The sequence below is a fragment of the Chitiniphilus eburneus genome, assembly GCF_005048205.1.
GTDB classification, from domain to species: Bacteria; Pseudomonadota; Gammaproteobacteria; order Burkholderiales; family Chitinibacteraceae; genus Chitiniphilus; species Chitiniphilus eburneus.
Genome location: NZ_SUMF01000003.1, coordinates 166370 through 183774 on the forward strand (window position 1 = coordinate 166370; position 17405 = coordinate 183774).

The following is a 17405-nucleotide window of genomic DNA, read 5'->3' on the forward strand; positions in this document are numbered from 1 at the left end:
CCCCGAATTCTGGATACCAAGGGGCGCAGCCGTTCAGGTCTCGACGGCGTGCATCGAGTGGCATGGCGCACATATTCCGTCAGCCAATGTAGCCTGTCAAAATTCACTACACCGACATTTATTACTTAAAATTCATTCACTTATATACATTCGACAAGATAGGAAAACTACCGTTTGTCAATGACGAACGGTTGAGTGTAGTTTTGTGAAACCCACTGTTTTTCAGGTGCTTATGGTTTATTTGTCACTGAGTAGGCAAAAACCCTACCTATAAGTAAGTAAGTAAAATCTTAAATACGTGCAGAAAAATGCCGAGGACATGTTGTAACTTTCAAGGAGTGGGCAGCATGCCGACCATGCTTCATATGGAGCATGCTGACGGCATCTGCGACATGGTGATTGCAATACGACAGCAGGCTGTCGGGCGGTGGACAGTGAACGGACCAGGAGCGGCTACATGAAAAAGCGATGGGTACTCATGCCATAGGTGCATATCGCCCCGGCGAGGATATAGAACCAACTCGTCACCGCCTCCACCCAGGGTTTGTCTTCATCGCGATAGAGCAGCATCAGCAGCAGCGGAATGATGTAGTAGCGCTGTTCGATCAGCCAGGCCGGCAACACGGCCAGCATCGAAAACACCCCGATCACCACCCAGGCGGGCCGGCCCTGACAGCGCGCGAGGAAATCGCATAACGCCAGCAGCAACGGGCCGAAGCACAGCATCTTGATCCAGACCGACGACACCATCGTCATCAGCACCATGTTGCGCAGGAAGTATTCCGGATAGACCTGGTTGTAGGGGTGGCTGTTGGTGAACCCGAACAGATAGATCGTCAGCAACAGCGCCAACAGCAGCGTCTTGGTCGGCACGGCACGCGCGAAGGCCAAGGTCTGCGGCAGACGGGCGATGATCGCGGGTAGGAACAACACCAGGTAAACCAGCAGCATGAAGAAGAAATTGCCGCAGTAGAAACTCAGCGGAGGATGTGCCCACTGGTCCCCGACCGCCACGCCACCGTTGATGATGAAAAAAGCCAGAAACACAGCGGCACAGATGCCGAACGGCCAGCACCGCAGCAGATGTCGCCCCAGTTGCCGGCGATCCGTCCACACACCGCCCTCGGTTGCGTAGAGCAGGAATGGCATCATCGCCAGCCATACGATGTTGTTCTGCCGTATCCCCAGACTGAGCGTTCCCACCATCGCCGCCAGCAACATCCGCCGCGACAAGCCCAGCGACAGGCACAACAGGATCAGCAGCAGACTGACCGCATCGGTGTAGATCAGGAAATAGAACGGCAGCACCACCGGCAGGAAGAGCAACTGCGTCAACCGGGTCAGGCAGAGCCGGCCACGCACCTGGCAGGTGAGCACGATCAGGGTGGTGAGCGTACCCAGCGCGACGAAGGCATTGATGCGCCGCACCAGCACGGCGCCCGGCGAATCCCAGGGCATGGCCAGCAGCGCCATCAGCCAGTGATAGCCGGGAATCGTGGTCAACCCCGGGTGTACGGTGAAATCGCCGGCATGGAACCGCTGGATCTGGTACAGGTGTATCCCTTCATCCGCCATCGGGCTGATATCGGGGAAATAGAAGGCAACGATCAGGATGAATACATATAGCAGGGCATAGGGGTATAAACCCGCCAGCTTTGCGGACATGGGGCGAACTCCTCTCTCGCGGCGCCGCAACTCCATGGATGGACGCTCGGTTTAGTGGTGACCTCTCCGGTTTGCGGCCCCCCGTACCCAAGCCTTGCCGCCATGCGGCCCCCGGGGTGCGGCGTAGACATGCGCCACCCGCCCCGACATCCCCATTGCAGGGCGTCGTCAACCCGAACCGCGCGCGCCACACGATCCCGCAGATGGTGGATTGCCACAATGGGCCTGCTTGTAGTACCGGCGCCGGACATCCTCAAAAAGCCCCCACCTCGAAAGGTGGGGGAAGAGGTAAAAGAGGATGTTTCGGGCGAAACGATTACTGGCGGACCTTGGCCATTTCCTTGGTCAGCTCGGCATCCTTGGTATCGCCATCCAGTGACCAGCCGAATGCGCCGCCCAGGCCCATGGACTTGATGTAATCGACCTTGACCGCGATGTCCTGCGGGGTGTCGTAGCTCCACCAGTTGTTGCCGTCGTACTTCCAGGACTGCTTGGTCACCGGGTGGTAATGGACGGTCCCCGGCGCATTCTTCAGCACCTTGTAGTCCTCGTTACCGGCTTCGTACGTACCCCTGCCCGCGCCCGTTGCTGCCTGATACAGGCCATCGCCGTTCGGGCCCGGCTGCACGCCGGTCCAGCCACGGCCGTAGTACGGGATGCCAAGGTGCAGCTTCTTGGCCGGTATGCCCTTGGCGAGCAGCGACTTCACCGCGGAATCGGTGTTGTAGTAGGTCGCCAGGCTAGCTTCGCCAGTCTTGGGATCGATGGCGTTGGGGTTTGTCGGATCCGGATACAGGTGCGCCTGGAAGTCCGTCGGGCCTTGCGCTGCCCAGGTGCCGTTGTAGTCATACGACATGATGTTGATCCAGTCGAGGTACTGGCTGTACGCGGCCGGCTCGGTCAGATCGATCTTGTCCTTGCCGGCACCGACCGCCGCCGTCAACAGCTTGTGGCCGTCATTCAGCGCGTCGAGCTGGGTACGGAACTCCTTCATCAGCAACGTGAAGTTCTGCGTATCGGCCGGGCTGACAGTGTTGTATGGCTGGCCACCGTGCGAGCCGGGGAACTCCCAGTCAATGTCGATACCGTCGAACACGCCCTTGGCCGCCGCCACACCGCCGCTACCATCGAACGCGGCAAGGTTGCCCTTGATGTAGACGTCGATACAGCTGCTCACCAGTTGCTTGCGCAGACTGTCGGTGGCCGATGCGGCGGAGAACCACTTGGACCAGGTCCAGCCGCCCAGCGAGATCAGCACCTTCAGGTTGGGATACTTGGCCTTCAGGTTCTTTAGTTCGTTGAAGTTGCCACGCAGCGGAGCACCCCAGGTCGTGGTCTTGGTCGGATCGACCAGCCTTGAAGGCGGACGCACGTAATCCGCCCAGGCATCCCCACCCAGGCCGGCATCCGGCGCATTCGGGTCGCTTGCGCCGGTTTCCAGGCGATTGACGCCCGACACGCATTCGTACCCGCCATTCTTCTGGTAGATGTTGCCGAAGGCATAATTGATGAAGGTAAGCTTGGGGGCGGCGCCCGACAGGTCGATATCGGCCACTTCGTAACCGCGATCGTAGACACCCCACTGCGAGAAGTAGGCCCCGACCTGGGTACCACCCGGCGGCACCGGGGTCACTGGCACGGGAGTTACCGGGACGGGGGTCACGGGAACCGGTGTTACTGGCACCGGCGTTACTGGCACCGGCGTTACCGGAACCGGGGTCACCGGCACCGGCGTGACATCACCGCCACCGGCGCAGGCACCCTGATCCTTCCACACGCCCCACTCGCCACCCTTGGTCGGCTCATCGTTCTGGGTATACCAACCGGCCTTGTAGTTACGGCCGTTGTACGTCACGAGCGCTCCGCCGAGATAGACCTCGGTGCTCGACCAGGCCTGATGGCAGCCGGTTGCAACCGGGGTTGGGGTCACCACCGGTACGACCGGCGTCACCCCGGGTGGTGTCACCGGTGGCGGTGTCACCTCGCCGCTACCGCCGGCCACCACCACCCACAAGGTGGGCGAACTGGCCGGATTCCAGTTGGCGCCGATGTGAGCGGTATGGGTGGTCCGTGCGCGGTATTCGGCACCGGCATAGCTGACTACATCGCCTGCCGCATAAACCGATCCCTCCTGCCATGCCGGCGCGGCGGCAAATACATAGGCCGCCGCCAGCATGGCGGGCAGCGCCGCCAGGGTGAAACGTTTTAATCGTGACATGCCATAAACTCCTTTCGATTGTTTTATTGCCTCTTCCTTTACTCAAAGGAAGCCCCTCCCTTTATTGGGAAGTCTTTAGCCGCAAGGCTTTTTTCCGCCACGGTGAAAAAATAAAACCACCGTGGCGGAAATTGCCCTTTTCTCTCCTCCGTGCGACATCCAGCACATGATCAACCACAAGCATGTAGTCTGTCAAAGAAAGCTACAATCTTGTTTGTTTATATAAAAATCAATGAGTTAACAAAAATGACATCGTCAAACATCACACCCGTTCAGCGGAGATGAATGGAAGAAAGCTGGTCGGACAAAAATCAAAGCGCTTTCATGAATTGATTGCCGGATGCCAAGAAAAGCACCAAATAAAAACATAATGAAATAGTGATTTTTCAAAATTCTCCATCAGCAATAAATTAAATAAAAACGGGAATGAAAATACGAATACGGCAAGAGCCAGATGCCAGGGCATTCCAGAAAGGCCGGCATTTCAACGGCAATGTCCTTTCCTGTGTTTCGTACCCCGCCCCTCCCCCGATCAAAACAGACGCGATCGTTCAGAGTCGCTAACAAAACCCAGCGCAGCGGTTCTGGCAAGGAGCGCGAAACGTCCTGAAAGGCAATAAACCGGACTTCCTTCGGTCGCAGGCAGTACAAGGCGTACGGGCAAGTGAGGCTCGGCGCCCCCGCGCGACATCGCCAGAAGGGTCTTGTTAGCGGCTCTTGGTCATGAACCATGCCACCTGTCACCGTCGGCTCGCGTTCGTCGTTTCGTCGGGGGCTGAACGTCGGATGAGGTAGATGGCTTAAATTGTCCTGTCTACGGTGGAGGCTGTTCATGACAACGAGATAGAAGCCAATGGAAAGCCGACGCACTCTTCCCGCCAGCAAGGATTGATCGTGCTGCACCTGTTCCTGTTCGGCTCGCTGTCCGTACAGTGGTCCGGCGCCCCTTGCGCGGGGATTGCGCTATCCAGCCGGGCAGCCAGCCTGCTGGCCTTTCTGGCGCTGGCGCGCGGGCGCTTCTTCAGCCGCGCGGAACTGGCGACGCTGCTGTGGACGGATCGGGGCGAGGCAGTGAATGCCGGCACCTTCAACACGGCGCTCTGGCGCTTGCGCAAGGCGATCGAACGTCCGCCGATCGCCGCCGGCACGCTGATCGGCAGCGACCGGCGCGGCGGCATCGGCTTGCTGCCGGATGCTGCGCTCACGCTGGACGTGGAGCAGTTCCAGCAACTGACCGCTCCAGGGCTGGCGCGGCCACTGGAGCAACTGGGCGAAAGTGAGATAAGCGGCCTGCGTGCCGGCGTGCAGCTCTACAAGGCCGATATCCTCAGCGACTTCACCGATGACTGGGCCCTGCGCGAGCGCGAAAAACTGCGTCGCATCTATCTCAATGCCCAGGGCCGGCTGATGAAGTTCTGCGGGCTGGTGGGCGATCACGGTGGCGGCATCCGCCACGCCCAGGCCATTCTCGATTGCGATGCGCTGCGCGAAGACGTACATCGCGAGCTGATGCGGCTGTACGTACTGAACGGCCAGCGGGCACTGGCGCTGCGCCAGTTCGAATACTGTCGCGGCCTGCTGCGTCGCGAACTGGCCATTCATCCGATGCCGGAAACCGTCGCCCTGTACCGGCGCATCGCCGAAAGTGCCATCGATGCCAACCCGCGCGATGCGGCGCCGGCGACGGAAGCCCCCATCATCGTTCCGCCCCCCGCCCCGGCAGGGCCGGGGCCTCAGCGGCCAACCGGCGACCCGCGGCTGTTGCTGGAAACCGCGCGCCGTCATCTGGCCGAGGCGGATGTCCAGTTGCAGATGTCGTTGCGTCTGTTCGACGACTGACCTTGCCGCCAGCCACCTGACCCTGCCCCGGCCCAGCCACCGGCCAGCCCCGGCATCGCGATTCCGGGCGCAGTCACCCGGTGAGCAATGCCGGGGTTTCCTCCATCGCATGCCGTACCCGGTGCGCGATCGTTAACGCCCGGCGCTGAGCACCCTGCCGCCAACTGAGTGCCATGAGGTACTCAGGCCGCGAGCGCACGTCCTTCTTCGAGCAGTTGCCCAAAACGCGTCGGGTCCAGGTTGGCGCCGCAGGCAATCACCGCAACACGGCGCCCGGCCAGCGTCTCGCGCAGCGGGCCCAGCAAGGCGGCGGTGGCCGCCGCCGTCGCCGGTTCGGTGGCCAGTTTCATGTCGCGATACAGGTAATACATTGCGCGGCGTAGTGCGTCGTCGGAAACCCGCACGATATCTTCGACAAAGTGTCGACAGACGCCGTAGCTGTAATCCATTGCGTACGGCGCGCCCAGGCTGTCCGCCACCGAATCCACCTGCTCCAGCGCCATCGGCCTGCCCGCCTGGAAGCTGCGGTACATCGCATCGGCGCCGAAAGGCTCCACGCCGAACACCCGGCAGGCGGGGTCGATCTGCCGCACCGCCGCCGCGATGCCGGCGCACAGCCCACCACCGCCCACCGGCACGATCACGGCATCCAGATCCGGCACCTGCGCCATCAGTTCCAGCCCGATGGTGGCCGTACCCTCGGCGATGCGTGGCCCGTCATAGGGATGCACCATTGCCCTGCCCTCGCTGGCCACCAGGCGCTGCGTCAGCTCGAATGCCTGGTGCACGGTATCGACCAGCAGCACTTCGGCGCCCGCTTCACGGCAGGCGGCAATGCGGGCGGGGCTGGCGTGGCGCGCCATGGCCACTTTGGCCGATGTGCCGGACAACCGCGCAGCGTGCGCCACCGCAATGGCGTGATTGCCGGCGCTGGCCGCCACCACGCCACGCGCCAGCGCATCCGGTGCCAGTGCGGCGATGCAGTTGAGCGCGCCGCGCAACTTGAAGGTGCCGGTTTCCTGAAACAACTCCAGCTTGAGCCAGACTTCGGTATCGCCCAGCAAGCGTGACGCGGCGCCGGTGCGCCACTGCCAGACCGGTGTATGCAGCACGCGGCCGGCAAGGCGGCGCGCGGTGGCTTCGATGTCGGACAACGAGGGATAGGCGGCGGAAGGCGCCGTGGCCGGCGCCGCGAGGGACAGGGTGGACAACATGATGATTGCTCCGTTGGATCGATGGCAGCGCGCATGCCGCAGGGCATGCGTCCATGGGATCGGGGCCGCCGAGCACCGGCCCCAGCCGCAGCTCAGCGACCCTGGAGAATTCGAATCATGGCGAAGCCCGACACGACGGCGGGCGAAGGAAACACGGCTTCGAGCACGGCCGAACGCCCCGGCCGATGAACGGCGGGAGCAACATCGGCAAAGGAAGCAATGTGGAAGGCGCACATGATCGAACCAGTATGCCGACGATGACGGCTGCAAATCAAGCACTTGCGATGGCCGTCGCGATAACCGATTGCAATCACCTCCTGGCATCTGGGGCCGAGCCCCCCTGAATACGGGGCCTTCATACGTCTTACGGTGGTTATCAACAACAATACGAGCGGCTACAACGAACATGAATGACTGTTTGGCCTCAACCCAATTCCAGCATGAATGTCCAGCAGAAAATTACGCTTACTACACTGCCCCACCCTTGCTTTACATACCTACCGTATGCGTCAAAATACCGCTCTACACCTGTCACCTGAATGACGATGACCCAGCAACCAGATCGAATCACTCACCACGCTGGCCTGGCGGCGCTGCTGGCGCTGGCCGTGACGGTGGCGATGGCGCTGCTGGTCTCGGTACCGGTCGATACGCTGTCGCAACTGACGTTCGCCGCCATCGCCGTGGCCACCATCCTGGCGCTACGGGTGCTCGGCCACCTGCCGCGCTGCCGGCTGTTCTTCATGATGCTGGCCGCCTTCCTCACCTTGCGTTATGTGTACTGGCGCACCACGTCCACCATCGAATATCACGGCGTTGCCGATCTGATGGCGGCGTTGCTGCTGTACTGCGCCGAGCTGTACGGCATCGTGGTGGCGCTGCTGGGCATGTTCGTCAACGTACGGCCATTGCGCCGCCAGCCGCAGCCCCTGCCGGCCGACCCCGCCGACTGGCCCACGGTGGATGTATTCATTCCCACCTACAACGAATCGCCCGACATTCTGGAAGTGACGCTGCGCGCGGCGTGCAATCTGCACTACCCGCGCGACAAGCTGCGTGTCTACTTGCTGGACGATGGCGGCACCGAGCAAAAGCGCGGACAGAACGACACGCTCAAGGCCATCACCGCGAACGTGCGCCTGATGCAATTGACCGAGATGGCCAGGCGGCATGGCGCCCACTACATTTCGCGCGAGCGCAACGAGCACGCCAAGGCCGGCAACATCAATGCCGCGCTGCGCAAATCGCACGGCGATCTGGTGGCGATCTTCGATGCCGACCATGTGCCGACGGTGGATTTTCTGGAAAAGACCGTCGGCTTTTTCGTTGCTGATCCGAAGATGTTCCTGGTGCAGACGCCGCACTTCTTCATCAATCCGGACCCGATCGAGAAGAACCTCCAGATGTTCGGCGAAATGCCGTCCGAGAACGAGATGTTCTATTCGGTGATCCAGCACGGGCTGGATTTCTGGAACGCGGCGTTCTTCTGCGGCTCAGCCGCCGTGTTGCGCCGCGCCTGCCTGGAGGAAGTGGGCGGCATCCAGGGTGGGTCGATCACCGAGGATGCCGAAACCGCGCTGGCACTGCATGCCCGTGGCTACAACAGCGCCTACCTGGGCACTCCGATGATCTCCGGTCTGCAACCGGAAACCTTCAGCGGTTTCGTCACCCAGCGCGTGCGCTGGGCGCAGGGCATGGTGCAGATCTTCCTGATGAAGAACCCGCTGCTGCTCAAGGGGCTGACACTGCCGCAGCGGCTTTGTTATTTCTCCAGCACTTTCTTCTGGTTCTTCGGCTTCGCGCGGGTGATGTTCCTGGTGGCGCCGCTGGCCTACCTGATCGGGGGGCTGCATATCTACGACGCCACCTTCGCCGAGTTCGTTGCCTACACCGTGCCGCACGTGGTGGGCGTGATGCTGGTGTCGGATTTCCTGTTCGGCAAGGTGCGCTGGGCCTTCGTGTCGGAGCTGTACGAGCTGCTGCAATCGTTCTTTTCGCTACCGGGCATTGTCCAGGTGCTGAAGAACCCGCGCGCGCCCACGTTCAATGTCACGCCCAAGGGCGAGCAACTGGAAGAAGACTTCATCTCGCGCCTGTCCGGCCCGTTCTACCTGGTGTACCTGCTGGTGCTGGCCGGCATGGGCTTCGCCGCCTGGCGCTATATCGCCTTTCCGCTGGAACGCGGCGTGGTGTTGATCACGCTGGCCTGGAACTGCCTTAACCTGCTCTTGCTCAATGCCGCTATCGGCGCCCTGTTCGAGCGACGCCAGCGGCGCGGCACGCCGCGCATGCCGGCCGACCTGCCTGCCGAACTGGTGCTGTACCAGCATGGCGAGCCGCTGGAGTGCCGGATCGACGATCTGTCCGCCACCGGTGCGCGGCTGGTGGTGCCGCCGGGCATCCTGCCCGGCCCGCGCACCAGCGACCGCGCTTTTCTCGCCGTCCACAATCCCGCGTTGTCGCGCTTCTCCCACTTGCGCGTGAAGATCCAGAACGAGCGCGAGCTGGACGATGGCAGCGTCGCGCTGGGCGTCGCCTTCGTCGAAGTGCAGCCCGTGCTGCTGGCCGAGATCGTGGCGCTGGCCCACGGCGACAGTTCGCGCTGGCAGGCCTACCGGCAATCGCGCGCGCGGCAGATCGGCATCGGTGCCAGCCTGGTGCGCCTGGGCTGGCTGGGCGCGCGTTATGCCTTCGATCACTCCCGCGCCATCCTGGACATCGTCTGGGGTTACGTGCGGGACAACTTCTTGCACTACGGCGGCCTGCTGGCCCGCCGCCTGCGCCGCCATGGCGGCGAATTCATCACCTGGATTTCCGGAGCGCCCCGATGACGCGAACCCTGACCCGACACCTGATCCATCTCACCCTTGCGCTGTGCTGCGCACCGCTGGCGCTCGCCGCCGAGCCGGCAGCGCTCACCGCGTCCGCCACGGTGTCCACGCCGGAGCGCGCAGCCCCCGCCACTGGTGTGCCGCTGGCGCGTTTCATGGCCACATCGGGGCCGATACGGCTGGAGGGCGCGGCGGGCCGGATGGACATCAGCCTGCCCGTCTCCGCCCGCGAAACGGTCCAGCATGCGCAACTGCGGCTGGTGGCGACCAACTCCGTATCGCTGCTGGGCGAGCGCTCGCAACTGGCGGTCCGGCTGAATGGCCGCACCGTGGTGCAGTTGCCGTTGTCGCCGCGCCAGCCGGAAATCGTTGCCGATATCCGGCTGCCGGTTGCCTTGCTCAAGCCGGGCTACAATACGCTGTCCTTCGTCGCGGCCCAGCACTACAGCTTGCAGTGCGAAGACCCTGCCGCGCCCGAGTTGTGGACCGAGATCGACACCGTGCGCTCGACGCTGACGCTCGATACCGCGCTCAAGCCCATCACGCCGGTGCTGGCCGATCTGCCCGACCTGCTGGCGCCCACGCAGTCCCCTGGTGAAATCCTGAACATCGTCACGCCCGGTCTGCCTCAGCCCGCGCTCCTGGCCGCCGGCGGCATCGTCGCCCAGGGCGCCGCGTTGCGGCTGCGCTATCTGCCGTTGACCGTGCGCCACGCCAGCGCGCAGGTCGCGACGCCGCGCGGCGCCGGAGCGCTGGCCGGACTGGATACGCGCGCCCTCAACGGTGACGCCGTGCTGATCGGCACGCTCGATGCGCTCAAGCCCTACCTGGCCGCCGACGTCGCCACGCGGATCAAGGGCGCGTTCCTGGCGATCTACCCGATGCCCAGCGATCCCAAGCGCTTCGTGATCCTGGTCAGTGGCCGCAATGACGCCGAGGTGGCCAGCGCCGCCAGCGCCTTCGCCTGGCAGAGCACGCCTTTCCCGCGCCAGGCCGAGCTGAATGTCGCCGCGATACGCATTCCCGAGATGCCGGATTACGCCGCCGGCGGCCGTATCGCCCAGCCAGGCAGCTACCGCTTTTCCGACCTGGGCTTCTCCACCCGCAGCGTGGAAGGCACGCAGGCGCAGCCGTTGACGCTGACCATGAGCCTGCCGGCCGATACCTACGCGCCGGAGGACGCCTATATCGAACTGGCGCTGGACTTCGCGCAGGGCGCGCGCATGCGCAACGATTCGGTGCTCAACATCTTCCTGAACGGCAATTTCCAGCAGGTAGTGCCGCTGGATGAAGAACGCGGCGGGCTGATGCAGCGCTATCGGGTGCGCATCCCGCTGCGCGATTTCAAGCCCGGCAGCAATACCCTCACCTTCTCGCCACGGATGACGCCGCAACAGGAAGGCGCCTGCGCTACCTACCAGACCGGGAACCTGCAATTCACGCTGTTCGACAGCTCGCTGATCACGCTGCCGCAGGTGTTCCATTTCACCCTGCTGCCGGACCTGCAACGCTTCGCGCTATCGGGCTTTCCGTACACCGTCCGCTCCAGCGGAGAGCAACTGGGCGTGTGGCTGGCCAGCCGCGACAGCGACACCATCGCCGCCGCGTGGACGCTACTGGGCAAGCTGTCGCAACGCAAAAGCATCCCGCTCACGCAGGTGCGTTATGGCTACGAGCAACCGGCCGGCGCGCGCCATACGTTGTTGCTGGGTGCCAGCGACCGGCTGCCGGTCGCCGCGCTGAAAGGCGCGCCCTGGTTGCCCGGTCGCCACTTCACCCAGCCCGCACTATCGAACCAGGCGTTGCCGGTGAACAACCCGGGCTGGCTCTCCAGCACCTGGCACTGGCTCAGCGGCGGTCTGCGCACCTCGCTGGACACGCCCACCATCGGCCCGGTGGCGGTGGACGGTAATGCCCGGCTGGACGGCCAGTTGCTGACAATGCAGTACCGCTCGCCGTTTTCCAGCAAATCCACGCTGACGGTGTTCACCTCCGACGACCCGGCTGCGTTGAGCGCCGGCATGGCGCGGCTGGTCGATCCCCGATACTGGGACAACCTGCGCGGCGATGTGGCGCTGGTCAGCCAGGACCGCGATACGGTGACCTGGCAGCAGGTCGGCGCCCGCTACGAGTACGGCGGCATCGGTCTGCGCGACCGGCTGGGCTTCTATTTTTCGCAGCACCCGTGGCTCTGGTTCGTGCTGACCGTCATCCTGCTGGTCCTGCTCGCCGCACTGGTGGCCCGCCTGATCCGGTTGTATCACCGGCGTATCCACCGCAATGTCGCCGAGCAGCAGGAACCCCGATGATCCGGCGCTGGTGCTACGCGCTGCTGTTCGGCCTGTGCGCGCAAGCGGCCAGCGCCGCCGCGCCGTCGTGGGACGACTGGCTGGAACGTTTCGTCTCGCCCGAAGGCCGGGTGATCGATACCGCCAACCAGCGCGTCAGCCATAGCGAGGGCCAGGGCTACGGCATGCTGCTGGCCGAGGCCCGGCGCGACCGCGCCAGCTTCGAGCGCCTGTGGCGCTGGACCGACCGCAACCTGGCCGTACGCGACGACGCATTGTTCGCCTGGCAGTGGAAGCCGGCCGGCGATGGCGGCGCGGTGGGCGACCGCAACAATGCCACCGACGGCGATCTGCTGATCGCGTGGGCACTGCTGCGCGGCGCCGAGCGCTGGCGTCAGCCGGCATGGCGCGCCCGCGCCCGCGCCATCCTGGCGGATGTGCGCGGCAAGCTGATCCGCCCCAGCCCATACGGCCCGCTGTTGCTGCCGGGCATGGTGGGGTTCGTGCAGGACCAGACCGTCGTCGTCAACCTCTCGTACTGGCTGTTCCCTGCTTTCGGCGAATTCGACCGGGCCGACCCCGCCCCGGTCTGGCGTGAACTGGCGCAAAGCGGGCAGAAGCTGCTTGTCGCCGCACGCTTCGGCCGCTGGCAGTTGCCGCCCGACTGGGTGGCAGTGGCGCCCGATGGCAAGCTGTCGCTGATTCCGCGCCTGGGCACCCGCCATGGCTACAACGCCGTGCGTATTCCGCTTTACCTGGCGTGGGCACGGGTGGACAACCCGGCGCTCTACGCCCCGTTCCTCGCATTCTGGCGGGATTTCGACCAAGGCTCCGTCCAGCCGGCCACCACCGATCTGCGTGACGACACCACCGATCCCTACAACGCGCCACCCGGCGTGCTGTCCCTGAACGCCACCGTGCGGCGGCTGCGCCAGGACGCCGCCGCGCCTGCGCCGCCCGACGCGGCGGACACCGACTATTACCCCGCCACGCTGGCGCTGCTGGCCGCCCTGGCCGAACGCGAGGTGGCACGATGACGCGCGGCCCCCTGCTTGTGCTCAGCGCCCTGTGCGTTGCCACGGCCACCGCCGCGCCACAGGAAAACCTGGTACGCGACCAGCGGGGCGAACAGACGCGGGACCTGCTCGACAGCCAGCACAGCACTCAGCAAAACCGCGTCGACGACCGGCGCGGTGAGCAGAACGCACTGATCGCGCCGACAACGACCCCGCCCGCTACGCCCGGCAACGCCGCCACACCCCCTTCGCGCAGCGCCGTTGCCGAGCCGGATGCCCGACCACTCTGGCGCCTGCTGCACGCTGGCCGGCTGGGTGAATTCGACGCCGCGCTGGCACGCCAGCGCCAGGCCACGCCAGGCTGGCGCCCGGATGCCGCGCTGTTGCGCGAACGCGCGCGGTTGCAACGGCAGGATGAGATCGCCGCCGCGCTGGCTTTGCAGGATGCCGTTACGTTGCGCCACGTCATGGCCGCCGCGCCGCAGGAATTCGGCTGCACCCGGATCGACCGTGCCTGGGCCGCGGCGGCCATTCTGGCGCGTGCCGGCGATGAGGACGGCGCGTGGCGCATCTATCGCGGGCTGTTTCCCGACTGCACGCCGGCCGCAAACCGCATTGCCACGCTGTACAAGGCACAGCCGCTGCTCTCGCCGCAGCGCTACGAGCAATTGCTGGCACTGGAAATCGCCGAGGGCCGGCGCGATGCCGCCAGTGACGCCACCCTGGCGCGCATCCGCTACGACCTCGCGCTGTCGCGCCTGGCCGACCGGCCACGCGACGTGGCCGTCCCCGATGCCAGCGTGACCGAACTGGCGCCACAGATCATCGCCTACCGCGACGCCGACACCGCGCTCCTGGCGGGCTGGAGCGCCTACCAGGCCGGCGAGGCGGAAGCCGCGCGGGATTGGTTCGAGCGCGCGTGGCAGTGGCAACCGGCCGACCGCGAAGCCCCCTACGCGCTGGCGGTCATCGCGCTGGATCAGGGTGAACTGGACCGCGCCGACCAACTGCTGGCCACCCCCGCGCTGGCCGACGACCCGCGTCTGCCGGCCCTGCATGCGCAACTGGCCTACGCGCAGGCAGTCGAGGCCAATCGCCGGGGCGACTACGCGGCCAGCCAGGTGGCGCTGGCACGCGCCAGCGGTTACGGCGTCCCTGCGGGGGACATCCTGCGGCTGCAAGGCTGGAATGCGCTGCAACTGGGCGACGCCAGCCAGGCAGCCCGCGATTTCGCCGGGCTGTATCGTGCAGCCCCCTTGCCGGAAACCGCCGAAGGGCTGGCGCTGGCGCGACAACGCCTCGGCGAGCTGGAGGTACTGGCGCGCGAGGCCGATGAGCTGGGCGGGCCACTGGCCGATTTCAGCGATGCGCTGCAAGCGCGGCAGCAGTACCAGCGCAAGCTGTTCCTGGCCAGCCATGCCACGCTGCCCGCGTTCCGCGCCTTGATCCCGGCCGCGCAACACCACGCGCCACCGTCGCTGGCGGGGATCGACAGCCCATCGCTGGCTTTCGCGCCCGGGTACGAGCATCGTAGCGGCGACGCGGGCCGGGGCCGGCTGGATGCCTGGTCCGGTGCCGTGCGTGGTGAGCTGATCCGCGACCAGGACGCGTTGCAGGTGCGCTACCGCCATTTGTGGCTCGACGCTGGCGAGGCGCCCGCCCAGGCCCACATCGGCACGCCCGGCACCGTCTACGCGACCTCGCCCGTCACCCGCGATCAGGCGGACGAGTTGTGGCTGGGCTGGACCCGTGAGGACTGGACCAGTTGGCGCGCCGGTATCGGCGTCACCACCGGTGGCGATGGCGCCACCGCCTGGGAAGGTCAACTGGCTGCGCGCACCCAGATGGCCACCGGCTGGTGGGAGCTGTCGCTGGACGCGGCGCCGGTACGCGAGTCGCTGCTGTCCTGGCGCGGCATGGCCGATCCTTATCGTCCGGGCGAGCGCTGGGGCGCGGTGCAGCGGCAACGGCTGGCCGGTGCGCTGTTCACCCAGCCGGTGCCGCGCTGGGGGATTTCCGCCGCCGCGCGCGTCGAGCGCCTGCCGGGCGACGACGTCCAGACCAACCAGGGCTGGGGCCTGGATCTGGCGCTGGGCTATGACCTGCAACAAGCCGGCTTCGACTATCTGACCGTCGGCCCGAGCGTGCGCTATCAGCACTACCGCGACAATCTCGGCCAGTTCACGCGGGGTCACGGCGGCTATTACAGCCCACAGCAGGATTGGGCACTGGGCGTGGCCAGCCAGTTTCTCACCGAGGAAGGACGCGCCACGCAATGGCGCGGCGGGCTGGAACTGGGCTACGGTCATTCGCGCCAGGATGCGACGCCGTGTTTTCCGCTGGGCGCCCCGGCCGGCACGGACTGCCCCGATTACGCGGCAACCACCGATCGTGGGCTGTATGCCTCGCTGCAACTGGCCGGCGTGCATCGGCTGTCGGCCAACTGGCAGGCGGGCGGCATGCTCAGCGCCGGCGCCAGTCCGGGCAACGATACGCAGGTGGCGGGCATGCTGTTCCTGCGTTATTTCTTCGAACCACGCGGCGCGGTATTCAGCCGCGATCTGCCGGGCGACGCGCGCACGCTGACCTTCGGGCTGGAGCGCCGCTGATCCGGCAAACGAACAAGGCCGCCTCACAAGGCGGCCTTGTTCATGGTCAGGGCCGATCAGGCGACGGCGACCGGTATCTTGCCGATCTTCGCCTGCCACTCCTTCGGCGCCACGGCGTGCACCGAGGTGCCACCGGCATCGACGGCGACCGTGACCGGCATATCGACCACGTCGAACTCGTAGATGGCCTCCATGCCCAGTTCCTCGAAGGCGACCACGCGACTACTCTTGATCGCCTTGGACACCAGGTAGGCAGCGCCACCGACCGCCATCAGGTAGACAGCGCCGTTATCCTTGATCGCCTCGATGGCGACCGGGCCGCGCTCCGCCTTGCCCACCATGCCCAGCAGGCCGGTGGTTTCCAGCATCTGGCGGGTGAACTTGTCCATGCGGGTGGCGGTGGTCGGGCCGGCGGGGCCCACGACTTCATCGCGCACCGGATCGACCGGGCCGACGTAGTAGATGAAGCGATTGGTGAAATCCACCGGCAGCTTTTCGCCCCGGTTCAGCATGTCCACCATGCGCTTGTGCGCGGCATCGCGACCGGTGAGCAGCTTGCCGTTGAGCAGCAGCGTCTGGCCCGGCTTGAACGCCGCCACCTGTTCGCGTGTGATGGTGTCCAGATCGACGCGGGTGGCGGCGGCGGATGGCGTCCAGGTCACGTCCGGCCAGTCTTCCAGACGCGGTGCCTCCAGCTCGGCCGGGCCGCTGCCGTCCAGGATGAAGTGCACGTGGCGAGTGGCGGCGCAGTTGGGAATCATCGCCACCGGCAGGCTGGCGGCGTGGGTCGGGTAATCCTTGATCTTTACATCCAGCACGGTGGCCAGGCCGCCCAGGCCCTGCGCGCCGATGCCCAGCGCGTTCACCTTGTCGAAGATTTCCAGGCGCAGTTCCTCGATGCGGTTCTGCGGGCCGCGCGCGATCAGGTCGTGGATGTCGATCTCCTCCATCAACGATTCCTTGGCCAGCACCATGGCCTTTTCGGCGGTACCGCCGATGCCGATGCCCAGCATGCCGGGCGGGCACCAGCCGGCGCCCATCAGCGGCACGGTCCTGACCACCCAGTCAACGATGGAATCACTGGGGTTGAGCATGACGAACTTGGATTTGTTCTCGGAGCCGCCGCCCTTGGCAGCGATATCCACTTCCACGGTATCGCCCGGGACGATCTCGAAATGGATCACCGCCGGCGTGTTGTCGCGGGTGTTCTTGCGCCCACCGGCCGGATCGGCCAGCACCGAGGCGCGCAGTTTGTTGTCCGGGTGCAGGTAGGCGCGGCGCACGCCTTCGTTGATCATGTCGGCCACGCCCATCGTCGCGTCGGCCCACTGCACGTTCATGCCGACGCGGATGAAACAGGTGACGATGCCGGTATCCTGGCAGATCGGGCGATGCCCTTCCGCGCACATGCGGCTATTGGTCAGGATCTGGGCGATGGCATCCTTGGCCGCCACGCTCTCTTCGCGCTCGTAGGCGCGGCCCAGTGCCTGGATGTAGTCCTTGGGGTGGTAATAACTGATGTATTGCAGGGCGTCGGCGATGCTGTCGATCAGATCGTCCTGGCGAATGACGGCCATGTGTGCTCCAGGGGGGCTCGCGGGAAAAGCGCGATTCTAGCAGTTCCGCCCGTGGAACAAGGCTGCGTGAAACACTGATGTCGCGGCATCCGGCGGGCCGTCGACGGGACGCGCGGCACGTTCGCCAGCGGTGGCGGTAGAATCGAAC

9 protein-coding genes are annotated in these 17405 nt (G+C 65.1%); 5 read left to right on the top strand and 4 right to left on the bottom strand.

Annotated features, from left to right (window positions below; all coding sequences use genetic code 11):
- Window positions 1–453 precede the first annotated feature (453 nt).
- Together FAZ21_RS05705 and FAZ21_RS05710 are read right to left on the bottom strand one after the other, a co-directional pair.
- Window positions 454–1665 carry a Dol-P-Glc:Glc(2)Man(9)GlcNAc(2)-PP-Dol alpha-1,2-glucosyltransferase gene (locus tag FAZ21_RS05705; protein WP_169307271.1) on the bottom strand — a complete coding sequence of 404 codons (1212 nt, stop codon included), beginning with the start codon at window positions 1663–1665 and terminating at the stop codon, window positions 454–456.
- A gap of 316 nt (window positions 1666–1981) precedes the next feature.
- Window positions 1982–3883 carry a glycosyl hydrolase family 18 protein gene (locus FAZ21_RS05710; protein ID WP_169307272.1) on the bottom strand — a complete coding sequence of 634 codons (1902 nt, stop codon included), beginning with the start codon at window positions 3881–3883 and terminating at the stop codon, window positions 1982–1984.
- Between the two features lie 894 nt (window positions 3884–4777).
- Between FAZ21_RS05710 and FAZ21_RS05715 the strand changes: the two genes are divergently transcribed.
- On the top strand, window positions 4778–5722 hold the full coding sequence (locus tag FAZ21_RS05715) for an AfsR/SARP family transcriptional regulator (protein ID WP_246038502.1): 945 nt from the start codon (window positions 4778–4780) through the stop codon (window positions 5720–5722).
- Between the two features lie 182 nt (window positions 5723–5904).
- Here the strand turns inward: FAZ21_RS05715 and FAZ21_RS05720 are convergent, their stop codons facing one another.
- Window positions 5905–6936 (bottom strand): threonine ammonia-lyase, encoded by a 1032-nt coding sequence (locus FAZ21_RS05720; protein WP_136772322.1) that lies wholly within the window; start codon window positions 6934–6936, stop codon window positions 5905–5907.
- Between the two features lie 545 nt (window positions 6937–7481).
- Between FAZ21_RS05720 and bcsA the strand changes: the two genes are divergently transcribed.
- Genes bcsA through FAZ21_RS05740 form a run of 4 tightly spaced genes read left to right on the top strand, consistent with a single transcriptional unit; the run spans window position 7482 to window position 15680 of the window.
- Complete coding sequence (gene bcsA, locus FAZ21_RS05725) at window positions 7482–9767, top strand: UDP-forming cellulose synthase catalytic subunit (protein WP_136772323.1); 2286 nt, start codon at window positions 7482–7484, stop codon at window positions 9765–9767.
- Window positions 9764–12076 carry a cellulose biosynthesis cyclic di-GMP-binding regulatory protein BcsB gene (locus FAZ21_RS05730; protein ID WP_136772324.1) on the top strand — a complete coding sequence of 771 codons (2313 nt, stop codon included), beginning with the start codon at window positions 9764–9766 and terminating at the stop codon, window positions 12074–12076. The genes bcsA and FAZ21_RS05730 overlap by 4 nt, the downstream gene beginning before the upstream one ends.
- Window positions 12073–13092, top strand: coding sequence for a family 8 glycosyl hydrolase (locus FAZ21_RS05735; RefSeq protein ID WP_136772325.1), 1020 nt, complete (start codon window positions 12073–12075; stop codon window positions 13090–13092). The genes FAZ21_RS05730 and FAZ21_RS05735 overlap by 4 nt, the downstream gene beginning before the upstream one ends.
- Window positions 13089–15680, top strand: coding sequence for a cellulose synthase subunit BcsC-related outer membrane protein (locus FAZ21_RS05740; protein WP_136772326.1), 2592 nt, complete (start codon window positions 13089–13091; stop codon window positions 15678–15680). The genes FAZ21_RS05735 and FAZ21_RS05740 overlap by 4 nt, the downstream gene beginning before the upstream one ends.
- A gap of 56 nt (window positions 15681–15736) precedes the next feature.
- On the opposite strand, the gene FAZ21_RS05745 is transcribed toward FAZ21_RS05740, so the two are convergent.
- Entirely contained in the window at window positions 15737–17257 is a 1521-nt protein-coding gene (locus tag FAZ21_RS05745; RefSeq protein ID WP_136772327.1) for a fumarate hydratase, read from the bottom strand.
- Between the last annotated feature and the right edge of the window lie 148 nt (window positions 17258–17405).